Below are 1,767 nucleotides of genomic sequence, written 5' to 3'. Positions count from 1 at the left end.
ACCAAGTGCCGTCGGCTCGACTCCTGTGATCATCGAGACATATCACTTTAGAAGCCGAAGGATATTTTCCCAAAGTAACTAGCTTGCAGATTGGCCAGCCAACCCAGTAACAAATTGTTCTGAAGAATATCTCTGCCAGTATGTAACCTATTCCCCTAAAAAACCCCCTGCCTACCTCTTCAAAAAAGCCGTCCATAAAGCTCCTTTTCGGTTAAACGTAACAATTAAATACATTGCCCGAACCCGCTTTCCATTTACTTACGGCTTATCATACCTAGTGTTCGCAGATAGCAATCATCTCAACACAATAACACTCGCCATTACCGATGATAAAATAATGGGCACAGCGTAGCTTTCCGTGATCCGGTATTATTAATTTTTTTAGCTCTCATTCTTCCGTAACTACAATCAAGCGCTCATCAATGGCAGGGCCACGTGAGTAGGTGTATTCCAAAACAAAGCCATCCGATGCAATAGTTCTGTTACTGTTCCCCCAGAATGCCTCTTCGACCTCTTCTTCTTTGTTTGGTGCATACATTTGAATCAGCGCTTTTAACGCCTGTTCGGCCTTCTGCTTATCTGCATGTAGCCCATAACCAACATCTTTAAACCAATCATTCCACATTAACTTGACATTATCGACTCGACCGGTGTTTGGCACTTCATTAATAAACCACTTTACTGTTTCAGCGGTCCCTTGAACACATCCATAGAGTTCACCCATTCCGAATGACGCTGATGTGATTTTTGGATTCCGGCAGTCCAGTGCTTCCGTTGCTTCGCCGGATTCTGAAGTAAATGATTGAAAATCAGCAGCTAAAGCGCTACCTATCATTAAAATAATGCCTAAAGCACACAACACCAGCTTTCTATAAACCTTCATCATCAATACTCCTTCAGTTTGGCTGGCAGCGCTTGAGATTAGTACTCACGCTTCTAGATGCATCTTATTCCTAATTAAACTGTATAAAAAAGTCGCACGCAAAGCACCAAACAACGGCAAATAAATCTCAAGTCCTACTATCTAACCGTGGCATCGAAAACGCAAAAAAGCCCAGTCCCCGATACTGTCTAGCATCAGCGGGCTGGGCTTGCTTAGGGGGCTTATAAGCGCCCTGCTATAGCTCTCTTACCCAAATGTTTCGAAAGCTAACGTCCGCATCGTGATCTTGCAGGTAAATGGGTGCGCAGCCGTGGGCTTCTTCGTAATTGGGTTCACCAATCCACTCGGTGATGCCTTGCACTTCAGCATGGTGCTGAACTACGACACCGTTATGCAGCACGGTGATGTAGGCAGGCGATTCAAGGGCGCCTTCACCATCAAAACGCGGTGCAGTGTAGAGGATATTATAGCTCTGCCACTCACCGGGTGGGCGTGATGCGTTCACCAGTGGGATATGCTGTTTATAGATGGAAGCCGCCTGGCCGTTGGGATAAGTCGGGTTATCGTAGGAATCCAGCACTTGGACTTCATAACGCTCCTGTAGGAAGACACCGCTATTGCCACGATCCTGGCCCTCCATGCCATCGATATCGGCCGGTGATCGCCACTCCAAGTAGAGCTGCACGTCGCAGAAATCCTGACGTGTACGTATACCGCCCGCGCCGCGATTCACCGTCATGGCGCCGTCTTCCACGTGCCATTCAGCCTGCCCGCCCTCTTCGGCCTCCCACGCGCCTAAATCGGTGCCATCGAATAGCACGATGGCATCGGAGGGAACGCCTGTATCAGGCACTGAAACCGAAGGGGGCACAGGCTCCCAGACT

General features: G+C 48.2%; 3 protein-coding genes. All 3 read right to left on the bottom strand.

Features of this window, described 5'->3' with window-relative positions:
• On the bottom strand, positions 1–196 hold a 196-nt coding region (locus tag INT22_RS21450; protein ID WP_226912879.1), incomplete at its 3' end, for a hypothetical protein.
• Between the two features lie 192 nt (positions 197–388).
• On the bottom strand, positions 389–886 hold the full coding sequence (locus INT22_RS17990; RefSeq protein WP_226912878.1) for a hypothetical protein: 498 nt from the start codon (positions 884–886) through the stop codon (positions 389–391).
• 232 nt (positions 887–1,118) lie between these two features.
• On the bottom strand, positions 1,119–1,767 hold a 649-nt coding region (locus INT22_RS17985; protein WP_193068684.1), incomplete at its 5' end, for a 3-keto-disaccharide hydrolase.

The organism is Halomonas sp. 3D7M (assembly GCF_014897885.1).
In the GTDB taxonomy this organism is placed as follows: Bacteria; Pseudomonadota; Gammaproteobacteria; order Pseudomonadales; family Halomonadaceae; genus Vreelandella.
This window is presented reverse-complemented; position numbering and strand designations above follow the sequence as displayed.

Coding starts and splice junctions, on each gene's coding strand:
- INT22_RS17990 (WP_226912878.1), bottom strand. CDS start 886: ATGATGAAGGTTTATAGAAAGCTGGTGTTGTGTGCTTTAGGCATTATT.